The sequence below is a fragment of the Rhodoferax mekongensis genome, assembly GCF_032191775.1.
Lineage (GTDB): Bacteria > Pseudomonadota > Gammaproteobacteria > Burkholderiales > Burkholderiaceae_C > Allorhodoferax > Allorhodoferax mekongensis.
In genome coordinates, this window is sequence record NZ_CP132507.1 from 2,169,205 (window position 1) to 2,188,902 (window position 19,698).

General features: G+C 53.5%; 21 protein-coding genes. 5 read left to right on the top strand and 16 right to left on the bottom strand.

Annotated features, from left to right (window positions below; genetic code table 11):
• The first annotated feature begins 3 nt into the window (after nucleotides 1–3).
• Nucleotides 4–792: a hypothetical protein gene (locus RAN89_RS10490; protein WP_313866264.1), complete on the top strand. Its 789-nt coding sequence runs from the start codon at nucleotides 4–6 to the stop codon at nucleotides 790–792.
• 144 nt (nucleotides 793–936) lie between these two features.
• Here RAN89_RS10490 and RAN89_RS10495 read toward each other — a convergent pair whose 3' ends face one another.
• From RAN89_RS10495 to RAN89_RS10565, 15 genes are all read right to left on the bottom strand, one after another.
• Nucleotides 937–2,448, bottom strand: coding sequence for a tripartite tricarboxylate transporter permease (locus tag RAN89_RS10495; protein ID WP_313866265.1), 1,512 nt, complete (start codon nucleotides 2,446–2,448; stop codon nucleotides 937–939).
• 34 nt (nucleotides 2,449–2,482) lie between these two features.
• Nucleotides 2,483–2,971, bottom strand: a complete 489-nt coding sequence (locus RAN89_RS10500) for a tripartite tricarboxylate transporter TctB family protein (RefSeq protein ID WP_313866266.1) — start codon at nucleotides 2,969–2,971, stop codon at nucleotides 2,483–2,485.
• Nucleotides 2,972–3,087: 116 nt separating this feature from the next.
• Nucleotides 3,088–3,366, bottom strand: a complete 279-nt coding sequence (gene catC, locus RAN89_RS10505) for a muconolactone Delta-isomerase (RefSeq protein ID WP_313866267.1) — start codon at nucleotides 3,364–3,366, stop codon at nucleotides 3,088–3,090.
• A gap of 16 nt (nucleotides 3,367–3,382) precedes the next feature.
• On the bottom strand, nucleotides 3,383–4,189 hold the full coding sequence (gene pcaD, locus RAN89_RS10510) for a 3-oxoadipate enol-lactonase (protein ID WP_313866268.1): 807 nt from the start codon (nucleotides 4,187–4,189) through the stop codon (nucleotides 3,383–3,385).
• 68 nt (nucleotides 4,190–4,257) lie between these two features.
• On the bottom strand, nucleotides 4,258–4,974 hold the full coding sequence (locus tag RAN89_RS10515; RefSeq protein ID WP_313866269.1) for an ABC transporter ATP-binding protein: 717 nt from the start codon (nucleotides 4,972–4,974) through the stop codon (nucleotides 4,258–4,260).
• A 1-nt stretch (nucleotide 4,975) separates the two neighbouring features.
• Entirely contained in the window at nucleotides 4,976–5,731 is a 756-nt protein-coding gene (locus RAN89_RS10520; RefSeq protein ID WP_313866270.1) for an ABC transporter ATP-binding protein, read from the bottom strand.
• 3 nt (nucleotides 5,732–5,734) lie between these two features.
• Complete coding sequence (locus RAN89_RS10525; protein WP_313878297.1) at nucleotides 5,735–6,748, bottom strand: branched-chain amino acid ABC transporter permease; 1,014 nt, start codon at nucleotides 6,746–6,748, stop codon at nucleotides 5,735–5,737.
• A gap of 4 nt (nucleotides 6,749–6,752) precedes the next feature.
• Entirely contained in the window at nucleotides 6,753–7,634 is an 882-nt protein-coding gene (locus RAN89_RS10530) for a branched-chain amino acid ABC transporter permease (RefSeq protein ID WP_313866271.1), read from the bottom strand.
• Between the two features lie 63 nt (nucleotides 7,635–7,697).
• Complete coding sequence (locus RAN89_RS10535) at nucleotides 7,698–8,870, bottom strand: ABC transporter substrate-binding protein (RefSeq protein ID WP_313866272.1); 1,173 nt, start codon at nucleotides 8,868–8,870, stop codon at nucleotides 7,698–7,700.
• 69 nt (nucleotides 8,871–8,939) lie between these two features.
• A complete protein-coding gene (gene benD, locus RAN89_RS10540; protein WP_313866273.1) occupies nucleotides 8,940–9,716 on the bottom strand; it encodes a benzoate diol dehydrogenase BenD in 777 nt (258 codons plus the stop codon).
• Nucleotides 9,713–10,747 carry a benzoate 1,2-dioxygenase electron transfer component BenC gene (gene benC / locus RAN89_RS10545; protein ID WP_313866274.1) on the bottom strand — a complete coding sequence of 345 codons (1,035 nt, stop codon included), beginning with the start codon at nucleotides 10,745–10,747 and terminating at the stop codon, nucleotides 9,713–9,715. Before benC ends, benD begins: the two co-directional genes overlap by 4 nt.
• 15 nt (nucleotides 10,748–10,762) lie before the next feature.
• On the bottom strand, nucleotides 10,763–11,254 hold the full coding sequence (gene benB / locus RAN89_RS10550; RefSeq protein WP_313866275.1) for a benzoate 1,2-dioxygenase small subunit: 492 nt from the start codon (nucleotides 11,252–11,254) through the stop codon (nucleotides 10,763–10,765).
• Nucleotides 11,251–12,615 carry a Rieske 2Fe-2S domain-containing protein gene (locus RAN89_RS10555; protein WP_313866276.1) on the bottom strand — a complete coding sequence of 455 codons (1,365 nt, stop codon included), beginning with the start codon at nucleotides 12,613–12,615 and terminating at the stop codon, nucleotides 11,251–11,253. Before RAN89_RS10555 ends, benB begins: the two co-directional genes overlap by 4 nt.
• A gap of 115 nt (nucleotides 12,616–12,730) precedes the next feature.
• Nucleotides 12,731–13,666, bottom strand: a complete 936-nt coding sequence (gene catA / locus RAN89_RS10560) for a catechol 1,2-dioxygenase (RefSeq protein ID WP_313866277.1) — start codon at nucleotides 13,664–13,666, stop codon at nucleotides 12,731–12,733.
• A 76-nt stretch (nucleotides 13,667–13,742) separates the two neighbouring features.
• Nucleotides 13,743–14,903 carry a muconate/chloromuconate family cycloisomerase gene (locus tag RAN89_RS10565; RefSeq protein ID WP_313869379.1) on the bottom strand — a complete coding sequence of 387 codons (1,161 nt, stop codon included), beginning with the start codon at nucleotides 14,901–14,903 and terminating at the stop codon, nucleotides 13,743–13,745.
• Between the two features lie 185 nt (nucleotides 14,904–15,088).
• On the opposite strand from RAN89_RS10565, the gene RAN89_RS10570 reads away from it, so the two are divergent.
• Nucleotides 15,089–16,093 carry a LysR family transcriptional regulator gene (locus RAN89_RS10570; RefSeq protein ID WP_313866278.1) on the top strand — a complete coding sequence of 335 codons (1,005 nt, stop codon included), beginning with the start codon at nucleotides 15,089–15,091 and terminating at the stop codon, nucleotides 16,091–16,093.
• A 55-nt stretch (nucleotides 16,094–16,148) separates the two neighbouring features.
• Here the strand turns inward: RAN89_RS10570 and RAN89_RS10575 are convergent, their stop codons facing one another.
• Nucleotides 16,149–16,955 carry an IclR family transcriptional regulator gene (locus RAN89_RS10575; RefSeq protein ID WP_313866279.1) on the bottom strand — a complete coding sequence of 269 codons (807 nt, stop codon included), beginning with the start codon at nucleotides 16,953–16,955 and terminating at the stop codon, nucleotides 16,149–16,151.
• Nucleotides 16,956–17,075: 120 nt separating this feature from the next.
• Here RAN89_RS10575 and RAN89_RS10580 point away from each other — a divergent pair, with 120 nt between their 5' ends.
• The 3 genes from RAN89_RS10580 to pcaF are packed head-to-tail and all read left to right on the top strand — an operon-like array spanning nucleotide 17,076 to nucleotide 19,664.
• Nucleotides 17,076–17,792, top strand: coding sequence for a 3-oxoacid CoA-transferase subunit A (locus RAN89_RS10580; protein ID WP_313866280.1), 717 nt, complete (start codon nucleotides 17,076–17,078; stop codon nucleotides 17,790–17,792).
• Nucleotides 17,793–17,794: 2 nt separating this feature from the next.
• Complete coding sequence (locus tag RAN89_RS10585; protein ID WP_313866281.1) at nucleotides 17,795–18,436, top strand: 3-oxoacid CoA-transferase subunit B; 642 nt, start codon at nucleotides 17,795–17,797, stop codon at nucleotides 18,434–18,436.
• 25 nt (nucleotides 18,437–18,461) lie between these two features.
• Complete coding sequence (gene pcaF, locus RAN89_RS10590; RefSeq protein WP_313866282.1) at nucleotides 18,462–19,664, top strand: 3-oxoadipyl-CoA thiolase; 1,203 nt, start codon at nucleotides 18,462–18,464, stop codon at nucleotides 19,662–19,664.
• Nucleotides 19,665–19,698: the final 34 nt, after the last annotated feature.

The window sequence follows — 19,698 nt, forward strand, 5'->3', positions numbered from 1 at the left end:
AACATGACAGAAACCAAAACAGAAACCAGCAAAGACTCCAACAAGCTGCTAAGTGCAAAGCACATTGCAGTCGTCAATGGCATTGGACTCAAGACGATCCATGCCAAAAGACTCAGAGACATGTACCGGTCTGCCGGATGGCCCTGCCTAGATGTCGTGGAGATTGAACTCTTGGCTGCCGGTCTGCTGGAGCGATTGCAAGAGGAGGGTGGTCATGAACGTATGCGAGTCACTGATGTCGGTATTCAGTTCCTCGCACTTGCTGCCAACTCCAACCGACAAGCCAAAGACCCTCACGAAGCGCTCGTTGAGAAGGTTGCCCACGACATGTTCAAGGAGGGGCGACTGGTATGGACCAACCTGAGCCTTAGAGCGAAGATCACTTTGCAGGAAGAAGAGCAGGGGAGTTGGCGCTACTGCATGCCCGATGTGTTCTCTATCCGCAATTCCTCAGTCCAGGCCTACCTCGAGCCAGTCGTGCATGAGATCAAAGTGAACAGAGCGGACTTGCTGGGCGACCTCAAACGACCGGAGAAACGAGCTGCTTATCTAGAGCTCGGCGGGCAGTGCTGGTACGTCTTAGGACGCGATGCCAAAGACAGACCCATTGCAGAGCCCGATGAAATTCCGGTTGAATGTGGTGTCATCCAGCTGGTTCAAGAACGACTAGAGATTCTGCGGATGGCGCCCAAGAGGCAGTTCAATCACTTGCCGTTTGCTGTCTGGATGAACTTGGCTAAGGCTACGCCGTTGAGGCGATCAGATGTGGAGCCGTACCAGGTGATGCATTAATTTTCTTAAATATCTACTCGTGTAAAAGTTAATTTGACTGCGCGCTACAGCCTGAATTGTTGATGTATCTGTGTACTTGAGCACTTCCTGCCCCATAAAAAGGCACCCGAAGGTGCCTTTTGCTGGGAAGCGTTGCAGTGAAAATCAATCCTCCACAAACGCCTCCTCCCGCTTGGCCTTGATGGAAGGCAGCATCACCACCACCAGAAGAGCCAGCGCCGCCACCAACAGGCTGGCTGAGAGTGGCCGGGTGACGAACACACTCCAGTCCCCACGGGAGAGCAGAAGCGCCCGGCGCAAATACTCCTCCATCATCGGCCCCAGAATAAAGCCCAGCAAAAGCGGAGCGGGTTCTGTGCCCAGCTTGATGAACAGATACCCGATCACCCCGAACAGACCCACCATCCAGATATCGAAGGTGTTGTTGTTGGTCGAATACACCCCGATCGCACAGAACAGCACGATAGAAGGGAACAACCAGCGGTAAGGCACTGTAAGCAGCTTGATCCAGATCCCGATGAGCGGCAGGTTCAGGATCACCAACATCAGGTTGCCGATCCACATGGAAGCAATCAGACCCCAGAAGAGCTCGGGGTTACTTGTCATCACCTGCGGTCCGGGCTGGATGTTGTGGATGGTCATCGCACCCACCATCAGGGCCATCACCGCATTCGGTGGGATACCCAGGGTCAGCAGAGGAATGAAAGAAGTCTGGCTTCCTGCGTTGTTCGCCGACTCAGGCGCGGCCACCCCGCGGATGTTGCCCTTGCCGAAAGGCACTTCACCGGGACGCAGCTTGGTCTTCTTCTCCAGGGTGTAGGCCGCAAAGGCCGCCATCACCGCACCACCACCGGGCAAGATACCCAGCACCGAACCCAAAGCGGTACCCCGCAGCACAGCGGGGAACATGTCCTTGAAGTCCTGTTTGGTAGGCAAGAGACCGGAAACAGAAGCCGAGAAGACTTCACGTTCACTCTCGCTCTTGGCCAGGTTGCTGATGATCTCGCCGTAGCCGAACACGCCCATGGCGATCACGATGAAGCCGATACCGTCGGTGAGCTCAGGGATATCAAAGCTGAAACGGGCCACACCGGAGTTCACATCGGTGCCCACCATGCCCAGCAAGAGCCCCAGCACAATCATGGCAATGGCCTTGAGCAGGGAGCCCGAAGCCAGCACCACCGCACCGATCAAGCCCAGAATCATCAGGCTGAAGTACTCGGCAGGGCCGAACTTGAAGGCCAGCTCGGTCAAGGGGCCTGCAAAGGCCGCCAGGATCAGGGTACCCACGCAACCGGCAAAGAAAGAACCCAAGCCCGCTGCAGCCAGCGCAGGACCTGCGCGTCCATTACGGGCCATCTGGTAACCGTCAATGACGGTCACCACCGACGAAGACTCGCCGGGCAGGTTCACCAGAATGGCGGTAGTCGATCCTCCGTACTGGGCGCCGTAGTAAATACCGGCCAGCATGATCAATGCCGCCACAGGAGGCAAGGCATAGGTGGCGGGCAGCAGCATGGCAATGGTGGCCAAGGGGCCGATGCCGGGCAAAACGCCGATCAAGGTACCCAGCAGACAGCCGATGAAGGCATAAATCAGGTTCTGGCCGGTGAAGGCCACACCGAAACCTAAGGAGAGGTGTTCAAAGAGTTCCATGTTGCAGTCTCAATAAGCCGTGATTAAGCGGTGATCAGGCAGTGAAGTACGCAGGCCAAACGGGGAACTGCAGCTTGAGGAGAACGATGAAGGCCACATAGCTCAAGAGCGCCAGGATGGTGGCCAGCACGGCGACTTCCTTGAACTTGTGTTCTTCACCTGCGTGGCTGGCGATGTAGGTGAGCAAATAGATGCCCACGATCAGGCCCAGGGGCTTCAAGCCAATCAAGGGCAGACCGCCGATGGATGCGCCGAACACCAGGTTGGCGGCAATGATGAAGAACAGGGGTTTCCAGGCGAATTTGCCTACCTTGTCGCCGTCCGGCGTGGGGGTGATCATGCTCTTGACGGCAATGGCACAGCCCAACACGGCAAGCATCAGCCCCAAGATGATCGGGAAGTAGCCCGGTCCCATTTTTGCTCCGCTGCCCAGCGTGTACTGGCTGGCGCCGGCAGCAAAGCTGCCTCCCACCACCGTGAACATCAGTCCGGCAAAGAAGTCTTTTTGACTTTGGATTTTCACGTTATGTCTCGCTCATTATTTTTTGAAGACTCATCATTGAAGTCGCTTGCGTGCGAACTTTTTTCGCATCAATTCACTGACATCCGGAACGACGATGTCAGTTCTGTGATGAAGAGCTATCTGATTGAAGATGGGTGCTTGGCGAGGGGCGTTACCGAAATCTTCATAAATTTAAACAGTGGTAACTTGCTCAGCAAATCGTGCAGTTCGTCGTTACTTTCAACGTCAAAAACGCTGTAGTTCGCATACTCACCCACGACACGCCAAAGGTGTGGCCATTTCCCTGACTTTTGTAAGTTCTGAGAGTAGGCCTTTTCTTCAGCCTTAATGCGATCAGCTTCAGCCGTTGGCAAGTTGTCGGGGATGCTCACAGTCATGTGGACAAGGTAAAGCATGTGTTCCTCTTTATTTCTAGTTAGAAAATTTCTGTTGACTCAAAAAGCTCGACACGATGTTTGTAAATTCGTGAGGTGCTTCGATATTGGAGAGATGTGACGCTGCGATAGTCTTCAGTTGTGAAGTGCTAACCAGACACTGCATTTGTTGGGCGTCCAACAGGGTAGTCACAGGATCTGAGAGTCCTGCTAAGAACAACATGGGGGTATTGATGGCGGGGAGGTCACCCCGCAAGTCCGAGGTCGCAAGGGCGTCGCAACAAGCTGCGTAGCCCTCTGGAGAAACATTCTCCAAGCCTTGTTGCATTTGCTTCACGATGTCAGGACTTCCGGCAATAAATTGATCGGTAAACCACCGGCTGGGCGCGGACTTTGCCAAATCATGCATACCCGAAACGCCACCCTGCCGGAGGTACGCAGCGCGTTCTCTCCATCCATCGACCGTACCAATTCGCGCAGCGCTGTTGCAAACTGCAATTGCTTGAAATCTCTCAGCAGCGTGGATTGCAAGCCACAAACCGGTGTGGCCCCCCATTGATAGTCCGCAGAACATCCCGCGGTCGACTTCAAGTGCGTCCATGATGGCAAGCACGTCCTCTCCCAAGTCTTTGAATTCATAAGGGCCGGCTGTGATGGGGCTGCCCCCATGGCCGCGTGTGTCATAGCGAATGACGTGGAAGTTCTTTGAAAGTTCGTCCACCTGGGGCTTCCACATCTCAAGAGTTGTACCCAATGAATTGCTGAGGAGGAGAGCAGGCAATGAAGCTTCACCACTTAACGCAATTCGAAAGTCGCCTCTGGCTGTATTGAGTTGTTGTTCCATTTACTTGCTTTTGCATGAGCTGGTTGATAGTGAGGAACGCGCTGCTCCTCACTACGGGTTGAAATCATTCAGACACCAAGTAATTTGGTCAACGCTGAGTCCGAGGCAACATGTTCTGCAGAGCCAGAGAGCTCTACTAAACCTTTTTGCAAAACAATTGCGGAGTCACTGTGTGCCAGCACGCGTCGGTAGTCTCGGTCCACGATTAGCGTAGCGATACCACTGTCACGAATGTTGGAGATCACATTCCAGATCTCATTCACGATCAGTGGTGCCAAGCCTTCCGTTGCTTCGTCCAAAATAATGAGCTCCGGGTGGGTCATCAAGGCGCGGCCTATGGACACCATTTGCTGTTCTCCGCCTGAGAGTTGATTGCCCATATTCCCGAGTCGCTCTGCAAGACGAGGAAAAGTTTCCAAGACTCGTTCATACGTCCAATCATTGCGACCATCCTGTCCAGGGCGAGCGGACATCAACAAATTCTCACGCACCGTCAGATTCGGAAATACACCGCGGCCCTCAGGTACATAGGCGACACCCAGTCGCGCCACTTGGTGTGGCTGGAATTTGGACGCGTCTTGGCCAAACAAGGTGATGTTGCCCTCGCGTTGCGTGACATGGCCCAGTAGTGTGCGAATGAGTGTGCTTTTTCCCATTCCGTTACGGCCAAGCAGCCCCACAGTCTGTCCACGCGCAATTTGGATGTCGATCCCATGCAGTACATGGCTAGATGAGTACCAAGCGTGTAGACCTTTCGCGTCAACAAGAAAGTCGTTTACTGTCATCTCAGTGCCCCTCTCCAAGGTAGGCTGCTCGAACTTCTGGGCTGTTGCGAATAAATTCAACGCTGCCTGAAGCGATCTTTGTGCCGTTGACCATCACCGTGATCAGGTCAGCGACGCGGAACACAGCGTCCATGTCATGCTCCACCAACAAAATCGCATGGTCTTTTCGCAGTGTGTCCAGCAACTTCAACATTCGCTCGGTCTCATCTGCACCCATGCCAGCGAGTGGCTCATCTAGCAATAGAACCTGAGGTTTTGTAGCCAAGCACATGGCAATCTCAAGTTGACGCTTCTGACCATGTGACAACATGCCAGCTAGTCTTTCTTGCATGTGTTCCAGACCCGCTCGTTCGATGGCATCTTTTGCCGCATTGGTGCTTGCCGAGCAGGTATCAGCAGCTTTCCACCATTGCCAGGGTTTCTGGACATTCGCTTGCGCAGCTAAGCGGCAGTTTTCGAACACCGTGAAGGTTGGGTAAATGGTGTTCCTCTGGTAGCTGCGTCCAAGGCCAGCGCGCGCTCGACGGGCTTGTGGCCATGTCGTCACATCTTGGCCCAGCAGTTCGACCGACCCACTGGAGGGGCCAAATTCACCTGACAACATGTTGATCAGTGTCGACTTCCCAGCGCCGTTTGTTCCAATTACTGAATGTATGGTGCCGCGTTCCAGGTCTATGGAGACATCGTTGACAGCGACCAGACCACCCCAGCGTCGGGTCATATTCAAGCCGCGTAGGAGGATTTCTTTTTGCTTCATGTCTTATCCCTTCGGCATGGCTGAACCGTCTGATCCTGCATTGCCTGACAGGACACCGGTCAAGCGGCTTCGCAATTGCGCTGGCAAGTCCACCAACCCATGCGGCAAAAGGGCTACCGCAGCAATGATGCTCAACCCCAAGCCCAGATGCCAGTGTTTTGCAAAATCACCAAAAATTGCCTCTGCCTTGAAGAATTCTTGGAGCAGGGCAAAGGCGAATGCACCAATCAGTGCGCCGCGCAAATGGCCGAGTCCACCAAGGATGATCATGACCAGCACTGCTCCCGACAGGTGCCAGCTCATCATTTCAGGATTAACAAATCCGTCCTTCACTGCGAACAGAAAACCTGCCAATCCTGCAATGGCGCCCGACAAGGTGAAAGCAGCTAGTTTGTAGGGGTAGGTTGAGAATCCTGTTGCACGCATCCGTTGTTCATTCACGCGTATACCTGCCAATGCCCTTCCAAAGCGGGAACGTAACAACACCGCCAGGAAGATAAAAACGAGCACTAGGCAGGCCAGCGTAAAGTAGTACATGGCCAGAGGAGAGTCCAGTCGAATCAGATTTGCCAGCTGCGGTTTCACGTTCAGATATATCCCATCAGAACCACCACCTAAGGGTGTGTCGTGCACGACAAAGTAAGCCATCTGGGCAAATGCCAGCGTGACCATGATGAAGTACACGCCCTTTGTCCGCAGTGACAACGAGCCAACAACCAGCGCGTACAGACCGGCGGCAAAAACCGCAGCAGGCAAGAGCCAGAGCAGTGATGCAGACGCCGATTCCGGCGAAAGAAGTACAGCGATGTACGCCCCTATACCGAAAAATGCGGCTTGCCCAAAGCAGACCAGTCCAGTACCTCCCACCAACAATTCGAGACTGAGAGCGAAGATGGCGTAAATCATGATCTTGTTGACCAGATCAATGCCAAAGTTGCCGCTGAAGTGGGGGATGGCGGTCAGGATGGCAAAGAACGCAGCCATAAAGGCCCATTTGGATTTCTCTATTTGATTCATGGCATCAGCCCGCTTTGAATAGACCATCAGGCTTCCAGAGGAGGATGCCCGCCATTAGCAGGTACACCAACACACCGGAAGCTTGAGGCAGGAAAACCTTGCCGAAGGTATCGACCACACCGATCATCAGTGCGGCGACAAAAGCGCCCTTGATGGAGCCAATGCCACCAATCACGACCACAACAAAACAGATGATCAAAACCTGGCTACCCATCCCGGGATACACAGATGACACTGGAGCGGCGACCATTCCTGCCAACGCGGCGATCGCAACACCCGCCGCAAACACCACTCGGTAGAGAAACTGGATGTCGATGCCAAGAGACTGAACCATCTCGCGGTTGCTGGCACCTGCTCGAATCATCATGCCCAGTCGGGTTCGGGTGAAGACAAGGTACATCCCCACAGCGAGTGCCAAACAGACGGCGGAGACAAACAGCCGGTACACCGGGTAAGTCATCATGTCCCCCAGTTGCAGAGTTCCGGCCAAGATGTCGGGTACCTGAACACCGTGGACATCATCACCCACCAACAGACTGCGCAATTCCTCGAAGACCAGAATCAAACCGTAAGTCATCAGCACTTGCTGGAGGTGCTCCCGGTTGTAGAGGTAGCTGTAAAAGGCCCACTCCAGCACATAGCCAAGCAACACTGAGAGGACGACGCCCACGAGTAGGACCGCAAAGAAGCCTCCCCCGAAAACAGAGCTCACAATAGGCGTAAGGGCAAACGCCATGTAGGCGCCAATCATGTAGAAGCTGCCATGCGCGAGATTGATCACGCCCATGATGCCGAATATGAGGGTCAAGCCAGAGGCAACCAGAAACAGCAATAAGCCGTACTGCACCGCGTTCAGGCATTGAATTAAAAAGGTGGTTATGTCCATCGTGATTTCCGCCGTAAGCCCTTCCCCATTGGGGAAGAGCAGTTAGGGATGCAAATCTTGAAATTACAGATTGCAGCCGGTAGCGGGGTCTTCCAAAGATTTGCTTGCAATACCCACGACTTTGTTTTCTTTGCCGGACACTTCGCGCAAATACATGTTTTGGATCGGGTTGTGCGCTTTGGAAATCGTGAACTTACCGCGGGGGCTGTCGATGGTGGCTTTGACAAGCGCTGCTGCAAATCCTTCTGTGTTCTTTGCGTCACCTTTAACAGCTGCTAACCCAACCCCCAGCATTTGGGCAGCGTCGTAACCCTGCACGGCGTAAACATCTGGCTGCATCTTGAATGTTTTTGCGTAAGCCAGGCGGAAGGCGTTGTCGCGTGGTGTGTTCAGCCCGTCCGCATAGTGCAATGACGTGAGCACCCCTTGGGCAGAGCTGCCTTGTGCGTCTAGAGTGCCATCTGTCAGGAACCCTGTGCCAAAGAGTGGGATGCCTTTTTTCAGTCCAGCACTGTCGTAATCTTTAACAAACTTCACGGCACCTCCCCCCGCGAAGAATGAAAACACTGCATCTGGTTTTGCCGACGCGATTTCAGTCAGCAGTGCTTGAAACTCAACGTTCGGAAAGGGAAGGTTTAACTCTTTCGTGACCTTTCCGCCTGCTTTTTCAAAGCCCTCTTTAAAGCCTTTGGCCATTTCATCGCCGGCAGCATATTTCCAAGTGATGGTTGCTGCAGTTTTGTGACCCTTGGCAGCCATGGCCTGTCCGATGGCAAAACCGGGCTGCCAGTTGCTGAAGCTGCTGCGGAAGATGTTGACGGCACACATCGAACCGGTGATGGCGTCCGCTCCACCGTTAGGATTAATCATCAAGGTTCCAGAGCTTTTCGCCACACGTGCCATGGCCATTGCCACGCCAGAGTGAACGCTTCCAATGAGTACATCGACGTTGTCACGCTTGATGAGTTTGTTGACGTTGTCGATGGCTTTGGACGGATCAGACTCGTCGTCTACTTTGAAAAACTCGACTTCGCGACCACCGAGCTTTCCGCCTTGCTCATTGAGGTAGAGCCGGAAGCCATTTTCAATGGCAGTACCCAGAGCCGCAAAGGTTCCGGTTGCTGGCAACATGAAACCCACCTTTAGCTTTGCAGGTGCCTGAGCGTATGAAGCTGGAATAGCCAGTGCGGCGGCTGCAGCGATGAGGGTGAAACGATAGGTGTTGAAAGTGAACATGATGCTTGTCTCCTGAATGTTCCGACTGGTGTCGGCTATTGCGTTGTCTTGGTTTGGGTTTTTTGTCGATCAGCCTTGGTCGCCACCACCGACGGGAAGTACCGTCCCCGTGATGTAAGACGAACGGTCCGATGCGAGAAACAGGATGGCTTCAGCCTGCTCATCAAGCGTTCCATAGCGCTTCATCAAAGTGCTTGAAACAGTTTGATCAACGATCTCTTGGTACCACGCCTTGTCTTTCCGACCGAGACGGGATGTGTTGCGAGGTATCCGGCGGGGTGGTGCTTCAGTACCGCCAGGTGCAACCGCATTGATGCGGATTCCCCGTTCGCCGTTTTCGAAAGCCAAGCAGGCTGTCAATGCATTGACCCCGCCTTTCGCTGCCCCATAGGGAACGCGATTGACGCTTCGTGTGGCGATAGAAGACACATTGACAATTGCGCCTTTTTTCTTCTTCAGCATGTACGGCAGAACCGCTCGACAACACCACAGTGTGGGAAACAGAGAGCGACGTATTTCAGCCTCAACTTCTTTGGGCTCATAGTGCTCAAATGGTTTCGTCCAAATCGTCCCGCCCACGTTGTTCACAAGGATGTCAATCCTCCCAAACGCTTTATGGGTGCGTTCCGCGGCTTGTTCTGCACCTTCGAATTGCTCCAGATCGGCTTCTATGGCAATGACCTCTGCAAATGCCGAGAGCCGTTCACGCAGACTTTGTATGATGGGTGATCTGTCTACTAGAGCTAGCCGTGCACCACGAGCTGCGGCAAGTTCGGCAACGCGCTCACCTATGCCTTGTGCGGCGCCTGTGATCAACATCACTTTGCCTTCAAATTCTGTATTCATGCTGCTTTCTCCAAAGGGGCTGTTGTGGCGTTAGGGGTGAACTTCTCGTAATAGAAATTCGAAGGCTCCAATGCGATGGTCTTGAAGTGCTTCTGAACTGCCTCCACCATGGGGGGCGGGCCACATAGATAGACGTCCACTGCACCGTCGTGCAGGTACTCGGGCCGCATGTACTGGGTAACAAAGCCCTGTCGCTCATGACGGGTTTGGCTGTCTGCGACACACGTGGTGAAGGTGAAATGAGGCATCGATTGAGCAAACTCAGCCAAGCGTTCAACTAAGACAAGGTCTTGGTCACGCGTGACGCCGTATATCAAATGGATCTTGTGATTTGCCGGTTGTTCCTGAAGGACTGACAGCATCGACAGAAATGGAGCGAGCCCAGTGCCACCTGCCAAGAAAAGTAGTGGGCGTGTCACGCTTCTAAGATAGAAACTGCCCATGGGTCCAGTTAGTGTCAGGGCCTCCTTTTCAGTGGCACTGGACAGCCAAGAACTCATCAAGCCTCCGTTGACCTGCTTGATCAAGAAGGTCATTCGTGAGTTACCCGGGGAAGAACTGAACGAATACGAACGGTGCTGTCCGCTTCCAGGTACGTCAATATTGACGTATTGACCAGGAAGAAAGCCAGTCGATTCACTTGGCACGTCTAGTGCCAATTCGTAAGCGGCTTCTCCTAGTCGGGATATGTCAGCAAGCGTCGCTGGGAAGCTCCCGGTACCAGTTTTGCACGCAGTGGATGGAACCGGCACAGATATGACGCAGTCAGAGCGAGGAACCATTTGACAGGTGAGGACCAGACCTTTCTCTGCCTCATCTTGGGTCAGCGCCTCCTCAATGTATTCATCACCGAGGTCATAGGTGCCGCTCTCCGCACGGCATTTGCAGGTTCCGCATACGCCATCTGAACAGTCCATGGGCAGATTGATGCGATGCCGGAATGCACAGTCGAGTACCTTTTCCTGGGCGCTGCAATCCACGAAGCGAGTCACGCCATCTTCGAAATTCAAGGCGATGCGATAGGTGGTCATCGTGGGCCTTTCTTCTTAGATGTGATACACGTCAATGACTTGACGGATGTAGTCATTTTTCAAAATGATCTTCTTGCGAATGATCTGAAAATCACCGCCCTCGACCAGCTTGAGCGTCACGAAAATCGAACCGAAGAAGTGATCCGTAGCCTTGTACCGGTGACTGAGCGTATGCAGGTTGTAACGAACCTCAAGTGAGTCACCGTTATCGGCCAAAACCTCCACGTTGGTGATCATGTGGTTCGTGCGCGGTTCGGGCATGGAGGCACTCGAGCGTTCCGTCTTGATGCGGAACACACGATCCTCCAAGCCGTTCCGGTTTGGGTAATAGATCAATGAGATCTGGCCATGTGGATCGTTCGTGAGTTGATCGTCGTCATCCCATGCAGGCATCCAGTATTCGGCGTCGGGTGCGTAAAGTGCCAGCCAGGATTCCCATTCACGATCGTCAAGAAAGCGAGCTTCCCGGTACAGAAATGCACATACGGCGTTGTAGTGCTGGTTCATGCCTTTGCTCCTTCACGTTCTTCTTCCAATGCCTTGCGCATGGTTTGCGCCCAATAGTCGTGTTGACAGACAAACAGCCCTTCGTCCTCGCTGCGACCACCGCTGATAAGGGGCTTCATCCCCATGGTTCGGGCGTTATCGTCAGGTCCATGCACCCACAAGGGGGCACCTCGGCTTAAGTCATTCCAGGGTGCAGCTTTCCCGGCGTAGCCTGTCTGGCACGAGCGGAATTCCTCCAGGTCGTCGGCGGTACCCATTCCCGAAACATTGAAGAAGTCTTCGTATTGGCGGATACGTGTTGCTCGGTCGTCAGCACTTTCACCTTTGGGGGCAAAGCAATAAATGGTGATTTCTGTCTGATCAACACTGATGGGGCGTGTCACGCGGATCTGCGTGGAGAACTGATCCATCAAGTAGACGTTGGGATAGAGGCACAGGTTTCGGGTCTGATTCACAATCAGATCCGCCTTGGCTTCACCGAGACGTTCTTTCAATTCTTCTTTGTGACCAAAGATCGGACGCACTTCTGGATTCATGGTTTTGGTCCACAACAAAATGTGGCCGTTCTCAAACCCATAGACCCCGCCAACGCTTTTGCTCCAACCGTTGGCATCCACGGCTTTGGTGCCTCCGTCTTTGCGGCGTCCCATCGTGGCAGCGTAGTTCCAGTGCACGGAGCTGACGTGATAACCATCGCTTCCGTTCTCCATCTGGAGTTTCCAGTTGCCGTCGTAGGTGTAAGTAGAGTTACCGCGAAGCACTTCCAAGCCGTGAGGAGCCTGCTCGACGATTTGATCGATCACAACCTTTGTTTCACCCAGGAAGTCCTGCAGTGGTTGGACGTCAGCGTTCAAGCTCCCAAACAAAAAGCCTTTGTAGCTTTCAAAACGAGCGACCTTCTTCAGGTCGTGTGAGCCCCCGGTATTGAACTGAATGGGGTACTCCGTGGTCTTTTCATCTTTGACCTTCAGTAGCTTCCCCGTGTTGGCAAATGTCCATCCATGGAACGGGCAAGTGAAACTACCTTTGTTGCCGTGTTTGCGCCGGCACAACATGGCACCCCTATGAGCACAAGCATTGATAACTGCATTCAGATTTCCATCTTTGCCGCGCGTGATGACGATAGGTTGGCGGCCGATGTAAGTGGTGAAGTAGTCGTTGATCTCAGGTATCTGGCTTTCGTGCGCCAAGTACACCCAGTTGCCTTCAAAGATGTGCTTCATCTCCAGTTCAAAGAGATCTGGATCAGTGAAGATGTCGCGTCGGCAGCGGAAAACGCCGTTTTCCTTGTCGTCCTGCAAGGCCGTGTTCAACAGCTTTTCAACGTCGGCATATTTATCGACGGATACGGTTGTGGTCATGGGAGTGCATCCTTAGGGGTGAGGTCATCCGCCGCGACAAACGTCGCGGTTTCTTTCAATCGGAAAAACAGGGCGGGGCCGGTTTAAGTGATGCCGGTCTGGCCCTGGTCAAATATCAGGCTGCCATGCGAGGGCGGTCGACAAGCTGGTTGTCCACGCCGTCAACCAAAGCGCTGAGAGTGATGTCGAACTCGATCTCTGCGAAAGGTGCGCTCAGGCCATTTGCCTTGATGCTTGCGGCATCTTTGCGTTCCACCAATGGGGGAACCAGTCCTTCCCGGGTTGCATAAGCAAAGTCATCATTCACCAATGGATCGCCATCGATATTGATTTGGGTAGTCAGCTTGCGATGGCCATCTGCAGAGACAAAGAAATGAATGTGAGCGGGACGATTGCCATGGCGACCGATTTGGTTGAGCAAAGCTTGGGTCGGACCATCCGGTGGGCAGCCATAGCCGACTGGAACAATGCTTTGAAACTTGTAACGACCCTGAGCGTCCGTCACGATCGTGCGGCGCATATTGAAGGGTTTTTGCTCGCCTGTAGGATCAAAATGGGAGTAGAAGCCTTTGGTGTTTGCGTGCCACACCTCCACTGTTGCCCCAGCGGCCGGCTTGCCGCTCGCATCGAACACAGTGCCATGCATGATCAGCGTTTTGCCAGCCGTATCACTGCCATCGTCCAGCCGGGCAAATCCTTGGGCTACTGGTGCGCCTGCCACGTACAGTGGTCCTTCAATAGTCCGAGGTGTTCCGTTCACGATGCCAATAGCAGCATCTTCTGCATCCATGCGCATATCGAAATAACGGTCCAAGCCCAATCCGGGGGACAACAAGCCAGCCTCGCTGCGCGCGCCAAGTTGGTTCAAATATGCGATGCCTGCCCAGTATTCATCCGAAGTGATGTCCAGATCTTCGATCGCCTTGAACAAGTCCGAAAGGATCCGGTGAACGATCGTCTTGGTTCGAGGATTGCCGCCTTTTTGCGTCATTCCACTTGCCAGTTTCAGGAAGTCTTGAACTTCAGATGTATTAAAGATTGCTACGGTCATGGTTGTCTCCTTGTATGGATGGGTTACTACTTGGGAAAATTGGGGCCTTGGATTTACCTGTTACCCCTTGGAAAAATCAGTGGGTGGACACCTTTGGGGTGTTGAGCTTTCGGACCTTGTCACGACGGAAGAACTCCAATCGCTCTTCGTCCAAGCTGATACCTAGACCTGGGCTGGATGGAACCTCAAGGTGGAAGTCCCGGTACTCCAGGGGCTTGGTCAGAATTTCTTCTGTGAGGAGCAGGGGGCCGAACAATTCAGTGCCCCAGCGCAGTTCGCGGAATGTCGAAAAGACATGGGCTGAGGCAATCGAACCGACAGCGCCTTCCAACATCGTTCCGCCATAAAGAGCGATGTTTGCGGCCTCTGCGATACCTGCAACTTGCTGTGCCGCTTGAAGTCCGCCGGATTGCTCAGTTTTGATTGCGAAAACATCTGCGCCTGCGAGCTTTGCAATGCTGAAAGCTGAGGCGGGTCCAACTAGTGATTCGTCCGCCATGATGGCGATGGGGTACTTACCTGTGAGTCGCGCCATCGCTTCGATGTGGGCGACCGGTTGCTCTACCAATTCGCAGCCGGCATCCACCAGCCCTGCTAATCCGTAATGCGCTTGCAGCTCAGTCCACGCCATGTTCACATCCACCCGGACTGAGGCTGAGTCACCCAAAGCCCTCTTAATGGCTGCAACATGCGCGACGTCCTCACGGACTGACTTGCGACCGATCTTCAGCTTGAATATGCAATGCCTTCGCAGTTCCAACATTTGTTGGGCTTCATTGATGTCGCGCTCGGTATCACCTGATGCCAAGGTCCATGCAACCGGTAAACGGTCGTGCTGTCGTCCACCCAAAAGTTCTGAAACTGGCAATCCGACCCGGTGGCCCAAAGCGTCAAACAGCGCGGTTTCAACGGCACATTTGGCAAAGCGGTTTTCACGGATAGAGCTGTTGAGTTGTGCCATCAATGCCGACACACGGTTGGCATCCTTGCCCACCATCTGTGGAGCGAAGTAGGTATCTATTGCCAACTTCATACCCTCGGGGGATTCACCGCCGTAGGCCAGTCCGCCGATTGTTGTTCCCTCTCCAATGCCTGTAGTTCCATCGCTGCATCGAACGCGGACAAGCATGAGGGTTTGGCCATTCATGGTGGCCATCGACAATTTGTGGGGGCGAATGGTTGGCAGGTCAACCAACAGGGTCTCCACCGATTCAATCGCGATGGTTCCGCCTGTCATTCCCAAGGGTGCGTGTGAAAGAGGTAGAGGTGTGTGTTGCATGGGTGGTATTGAAATGCGCCAGGCGTTTTCAATCCAACACCGAATTAGTCTTGCTCCATACCTATTTCATATAGTTATGATGTTTTGTGTTAAATATCAATGACTTACAGAGCACCCATCCTTGATTGGTATGGTTTACCCTAATGGACTTACGTCAATTGCGCTATTTCGTGGCTGTAGCTACGACTAAAAACTTCACTCGTGCAGCTGAGCAAATGCACATTGCTCAGCCGCCCCTTAGCCGCCAGATACAGCTATTGGAGGAAGAGCTTGGTGTGGTCTTGATACAGCGCGACAGTCGGCCTTTGCGATTGACCGAGGCGGGGCGGGCGTTCTATGAGCAGTCGTTACAGGTGCTGCACAGGGTTGAGCAAATGAAAACCGGGGCCCGACAAGTAGGGCGGAATCAGCGGCAATCCGTCTCTATTGCGTACGTTGCTTCGACACTGTACGGCGGGCTTCCCATGTTGATCCGTATGTTTCGCAAGCGATATCCCGACACTGACGTGAACCTTGTAGACCTTAGTTCAGTCCATCAAATATCCGAACTGAAATCCGGACGAATTGATATTGGCTTCGGACGTATCCGGACCCGAGACGCCTCTGTCTCCAGAGTGGTGTTGCGAGAGGAGCGACTGGTAGTTGCATTACCTCCAAGTTCACCGCTGGCAAGCACCAACGAGCGGATCTTGCTCAAGGAGTTGGCGGGTCAACGTCTCATCGTGTTTCCGAAAGAGCCGCGTCCCAGCTATGCGGACCATGTGTTGAGTCTCATCCATGACCAGGATATTCAACTCAGTGAAGTACACGAGGTTCGAGAGTTGCAAGCAGCACTTGGCTTGGTCGCATCAGAAATGGGAGTCTGCATCATCCCCGCTGCGGCTCGAGCAAGGACAGATTTGGTCTACAGAGTCATTGAGGATGAACGGGCTACTTCCCCCATCATCTTGAGTCATCGATTGAACGACGATTCTTGGTATATCACCGCGATCAAAGAGCTGATTGTTGAAATGTATGCCCAGAATCCTCCATGGCTTGACATGGAGACTAATGCCTTCCCCTCATCACTCAGCAAAGAGGCTTTGGCTGCTCGTGTTGATGAGAAATCTCGACCGAGATCGAGCTCAAAAAAGAAACAGACTGATTAAAGTGCAGACCCCACGGATGATTTGTTGCCTTGTCTCGCATTGATGTCCGGGACAATTAGAAGTGCTGTCGGCCTAGCATTTTCGAAATACTGGACGCTGCCGCCAAGAGCGGTTCGAGCATCCTCTCCTGCATTACGGAGGCACTAGTTCGGTTGGCTTGCCCGCTGATGTTCAAGGCGGCCAATATGGTCCCGTTGCGATCGCGGATGGGAGCGGCCATTGAAATCAAGCCTTCTTCCAGCTCTTGGTCGACTTGCGACCAGCCCTGCTGCCGAATCTGCGCAATGCAGTCCATCAGATCCTCAACACTCACCTTGGTTTTCGGGGTGCGCGCCATAGGTTTTGACTGGATCAATCTCGTCCGTAACTCATCTTCTGGTAGTCCGGCAAGCAGCATCCGACCCATGGATGTGCAATAAGCAGGAAGCCTCGATCCAACACCTAAGTTGATGCTCATGATTTTCTGTGTTGGCACTCGGAGTACATACACGATGTCCGTGCCATCGAGAACCGCGGCGGAGCAGGACTCTTTCACATCTGCCACCAGCTTTTCCATGACAGGTTCAGCGAGGTTCCAAAAAGGCAGCGAAGAGAGATAGGCAAAGCCGAGATCAAGGATCCGCGGTGAAAGCTGAAACAAGCGTCCATCGTGTCTCACATAACCCAATGTATGCAAGGTCAACAAGATGCGCCTGGCACCGGCGCGCGTCAGGCCTGTTCGCTCGGCAACTTCTGTAAGGGTCTGCCTCTGAGATTCAGCGCTGAATGAACGGATCACCTCAAGCCCACGGGCAAAAGATTGCACGTAGTTGTCCCCGGGTTCTTGCGGGAGAGAGGCTTCATCAGTGGGTGATTTGGTCATTAGCGATTTGCGAGTAGGTGTTGCCACATTGTAAAAACCCTTCTAGAATTCTAATAACGAACAAGAGTTCAATATGCGAACAATTTAATTTCGCTTCCATATCCTTGCAAAGGTATTTCCATGATTAACAAGATTGCGTTGTCAGTTGCGGACGCATTGGTCGATGTGAAAGACGGCTCAACAGTGATGATTGGCGGCTTCGGCACAGCCGGTATTCCCATAGAGTTGATTGATGGTCTGATAGAGCAGGGCGCAAAGAACCTGACATTGGTCAACAACAATGCCGGCAATGGCGATACCGGTCTGGCTGCTTTGCTCAGCGCTGGCAGGGTTCGCAAAATCATCTGCAGCTTTCCCCGTCAGGCGGACAGCCACGTGTTTGATGCCCTGTACCGGAGCAAAAAACTAGAGCTGGAGTTGGTGCCCCAGGGTAACTTGGCTGAGCGAATTCGCGCTGCTGGTGCAGGAATAGGCGCTTTCTTTTCTCCAACTGGGTACGGTACAGATCTGGCGAAAAACTCTGATGGAACAGCACGCGAAACCCGGGAAATCGACGGCAAGCACTTTGTCTTGGAAATGCCAATTCATGCGGATATCGCATTGATCAAGGCGGAGGCTGGTGACCGTTGGGGCAACCTGACCTACCGAAAAGCAGCGCGTAATTTCGGACCCGTAATGGCCATGGCCGCCCGTAAAACCATTGCAACCGTCCACGAAATCGTGGAGTTGGGCAGCCTAGACCCCGAGTCCATCATTACGCCTGGAATCTTTGTACAGAGCATCGTAAAAATAGACCGTGTGGCAACTCAGGCCGGCGGCTTCAAAAAGGCAGCATGACCATGAATTACAAAAAACGCAGCAAAGACGAGCTGGCCGCACGTGTGGCACAGGACATTTTTGATGGGGCTACGGTTAATCTAGGAATTGGGATGCCCACCCTGGTTGCAAACCATATTCCACAGAACATGGAAGTCATTCTCCATAGCGAGAATGGAATTTTGGGAATGGGACCTGCGCCCCAATCGGGAGATGAGGATTACGACCTGATCAATGCGGGAAAGCAACCCGTAACTTTGCTCAAGGGCGGTGCCTATTTCCACCATGCAGACAGCTTTGCCATGATGCGTGGAGGTCATTTGGACATCTGTGTACTTGGTGCATTTCAGGTGTCCTCAACGGGAGACCTTGCAAACTGGAGCACCGGCGAAGAGGGTGCAATTCCTGCGGTGGGAGGTGCCATGGACCTTGCAATTGGCGCCAAACAAACCTGGGTCATGATGGATTTGCTGACGAAATCTGGACAGAGCAAAGTTGTACCGACCTGTACCTATCCACTCACGGGCATTGCCTGTGTCAAGCGAATCTACGCGGATCTCGCGACCCTGGACTGCACTCCCCAAGGCCTCAAGTTGGTGGATAAGGTGGATGGTCTATCCCATGCAGAACTCGAACAACTCTTAGGAATGCCTGTCGGCGTTTGAACATCTGATCCAGAGGAAAACAACTATGCAACATGCATTCATTTGCGATGCAATTCGCACTCCCTTCGGTCGCTACGGCGGCGCACTCAGTAGCGTTCGCGCTGATGACCTGGGCGCCATTCCCTTGAGCGCGCTGATGGCTAGAAATCCCAACGTGGACTGGCATTCCATCACTGATGTGATTTATGGTTGTGCCAATCAAGCCGGTGAAGACAACCGCAATGTGGCTCGCATGTCCAGTTTGCTCGCCGGTTTGCCCATGGAAGTACCTGGTTCAACGGTGAACCGACTGTGCGGTTCTGGCCTTGATGCACTTGGCACAGCTGCCCGGGCCATTAAGTCCGGTGAGGCACAGCTCATGATTGCAGGAGGTGTGGAAAGCATGAGTCGGGCGCCATTTGTAATGCCGAAAGCAGAAGCTGCATTCAGCAGGGCCAACGCGATCTACGACACCACCATTGGGTGGCGCTTCGTCAACAAATTGATGAAAGCGCATTACGGGGTGGATGCAATGCCAGAGACGGCAGAGAACGTAGCTACCGACTACAACATCAGTCGCGCAGATCAAGATGCCATGGCCTTCTCGAGTCAGAGTAAGGCGATCGCTGCACAGCGCGCGGGCTATCTGACACCTGAAATCACACCGGTCACAGTCGCCCAAAAGAAGGGGGACTCCGTTGTGGTGGATACGGACGAGCATCCGCGAGAAACCACCTTGGAAGCACTCGCCCGGTTAAAGCCCGTTGTCCATCCGAGTGGGACGGTCACTGCCGGAAACGCGAGCGGTGTGAATGATGGAGCTTGCGCTTTGCTTCTGGCAAGTGAAGATGGCGCCAAACGCAATGGCCTGACTCCGCGAGCTCGTGTTGTGGGTATGGCGACGGCGGGCGTAGCTCCACGCATCATGGGCATTGGCCCTGCACCCGCAGCACACAAAGTGCTTGCACTGACTGGACTTACCCTTGCGCAAATGGATGTCATTGAGCTTAACGAGGCCTTTGCAGCCCAAGGTCTCGCAGTTCTGAGGATGCTAGGGTTGCAAGATGATGATCCCCGAGTGAATGCTTGGGGTGGCGCCATTGCTCTGGGTCACCCTCTCGGTGCGAGTGGTGCACGGCTCGCCACTACCGCAGTGAATCAGCTTCACGCCTCTGGTGGTCGCTATGCACTCTGCACCATGTGTATTGGTGTGGGGCAGGGGATTGCTGTCGTATTGGAGCGTGTGTAACGCAGTTGACCGACAGTCAGCGAAGCTGTCTGTC